General features: G+C 58.2%; 1 rRNA gene (running past one end of the window). It reads left to right on the plus strand.

The features are described 5' to 3' along the window. Positions 1–2,709: ribosomal RNA gene (locus tag G502_RS0113990) — 23S ribosomal RNA — on the plus strand (it extends 223 nt beyond the left edge of the window).

Genomic DNA, 2,709 nt, shown 5'->3' on the forward strand with positions numbered 1-2,709 from the left:
CAACCGAGACTCCGTGAGTAGTGGCGAGCGAAAGCGGATCAGCCCAGTGGTGGTCTCGAGGAAACCGGAAGCGTCTGGAAAGGCGCGCCAGAGCGGGTGACAGCCCCGTACGGGTCCAGCCTCGAGATCATCCTTGAGTAGGGCGGGACACGAGAAATCCTGTCTGAACATGGGGGGACCACCCTCCAAGGCTAAGTACTCGTGCATGACCGATAGCGAACCAGTACCGTGAGGGAAAGGTGAAAAGCACCCCGATGAGGGGAGTGAAAGAGACCCTGAAACCGAATGCCTACAAGCAGTGGGAGCCCGCTCACCTGTGGTGAGTGGATAATTTCTGCTTTGCGTGCCGATTGGCATGCTGACCGTGGCGCCCGTGTGGCGCTGCGGGATCTGGTGTTGAGATTGTTGTTGATGTGATGTTGTTCGGCGCGCTGCCGGGCGGCATCGGGTTGGCGGCAGCGCGCCAGACAAGAAATCGCTCGCCAGAGGCGAGCGGGTGACCGCGTACCTTTTGTATAATGGGTCAGCGAGTTGATTTTACGAGCGAGCTTAAGCCGTTAGGTGTAGGCGCAGCGAAAGCGAGTCTGAATAGGGCGTTTGAGTTCGTAGGATCAGACCCGAAACCGGGTGATCTAGCCATGGCCAGGCTGAAGGTGGGGTAACACCCACTGGAGGGCCGCACCCACGTCTGTTGAAAAAGACGGGGATGAGCTGTGGCTAGGGGTGAAAGGCCAATCAAACCCGGAGATAGCTGGTTCTCCGCGAAAACTATTTAGGTAGTGCGTCGGATATTGCCCTCGGGGGTAGAGCACTGGATGGGCTAGGGGGCCGCGAGGCTTACCAAACCTAACCAAACTCCGAATACCGAGGAGTATCAGTCCGGCAGACAGACGGCGGGTGCTAAGGTCCGTCGTCGAGAGGGAAACAGCCCAGACCGCCAGCTAAGGTCCCCAAATCATGGCTAAGTGGGAAAGGATGTGGGAAGGCCAAGACAACCAGGAGGTTGGCTTAGAAGCAGCCATCCTTTAAAGAAAGCGTAATAGCTCACTGGTCTAAACAAGCCGTCCTGCGCCGAAGATGTACCGGGGCTCAAGCCATGTACCGAAGCTGCGGACTTGCACTTTTAGTGTGAGTGGTAGCGGAGCGTTGCCTAGGCCTGTGAAGGAAGACCCGCGAGGGCTTCTGGAGGTATGGCAAGTGCGAATGCTGACATGAGTAGCGACAAGGAGTGTGAGAAACACTCCCGCCGAAAGTCCAAGGGTTCCTGCGCAAGGTTAATCCGCGCAGGGTGAGCCGGCCCCTAAGGCGAGGCCGAAAGGCGTAGCCGATGGGAACACGGTTAATATTCCGTGGCCTGCGGGTGGTGACGGATTGCGGACGTTGTTCGGACTTAATGGATTGTCCGGGCAGCCAAGCAGTCCCAGGAAACAGCCCCCGCGTGAGACCGTACCCTAAACCGACACAGGTGGACAGGTAGAGTATACCAAGGCGCTTGAGAGAACTGTGCTGAAGGAACTCGGCAAATTGCCCCCGTAACTTCGGGAGAAGGGGGCCCCGGTCCTGGGCAACCAGGGTCGGGGGGCACAGACCAGGGGGTGGCGACTGTTTACTAAAAACACAGGGCTCTGCGAAGCCGTGAAGGCGACGTATAGGGTCTGACGCCTGCCCGGTGCCGGAAGGTTAAGAGGAGAGGTTCACGCCTCGAATCGAAGCCCCGGTAAACGGCGGCCGTAACTATAACGGTCCTAAGGTAGCGAAATTCCTTGTCGGGTAAGTTCCGACCTGCACGAATGGCGTAACGACTTCCCCACTGTCTCCAGCACAGACTCAGCGAAATTGAATTCTCCGTGAAGATGCGGAGTCCCCGCGGTTAGACGGAAAGACCCCGTGCACCTTTACTACAGCTTTGCAGTGGTACTAGGACTTGTATGTGTAGGATAGGCGGGAGGCTTTGAAGCGCAGGCGCTAGCTTGTGTGGAGCCATCCTTGAAATACCGCCCTTGCGCGTTTTAGTGCCTAACCGCGGCCCGTGATCCGGGTCCGGGACCCTGCATGGCGGGTAGTTTGACTGGGGCGGTCGCCTCCCAAAGAGTAACGGAGGCGCGCGATGGTGGGCTCAAGCTGGTCGGACATCAGCTGTCGAGTGCAATGGCATAAGCCCGCCTGACTGCGAGACAGACACGTCGAGCAGAGACGAAAGTCGGTCATAGTGATCCGGTGGTCCCGCGTGGAAGGGCCATCGCTCAACGGATAAAAGGTACGCCGGGGATAACAGGCTGATACCCCCCAAGAGTCCACATCGACGGGGGTGTTTGGCACCTCGATGTCGGCTCATCACATCCTGGGGCTGGAGCAGGTCCCAAGGGTTCGGCTGTTCGCCGATTAAAGTGGTACGTGAGCTGGGTTTAGAACGTCGTGAGACAGTTCGGTCCCTATCTGCCGTGGGTGTTCGAGACTTGAGAGGCGCTGTCCCTAGTACGAGAGGACCGGGATGGACGTACCTCTGGTGGACCGGTTGTGGCGCCAGCCGCATCGCCGGGTAGCTATGTACGGAAGGGATAACCGCTGAAGGCATCTAAGCGGGAAGCCCCCCTCAAAACCAGGTCTCGCCATAAGAGCCGTCGTAGACCACGACGTCGATAGGAAGCATGTGGAAGCGCGGCAACGCGTGAAGCTGAGCTTTACTAATCGCTCGATTGGCTTGATCAA

This window comes from Fodinicurvata sediminis DSM 21159, from assembly GCF_000420625.1.
In the GTDB taxonomy this organism is placed as follows: Bacteria; Pseudomonadota; Alphaproteobacteria; order Kiloniellales; family DSM-21159; genus Fodinicurvata; species Fodinicurvata sediminis.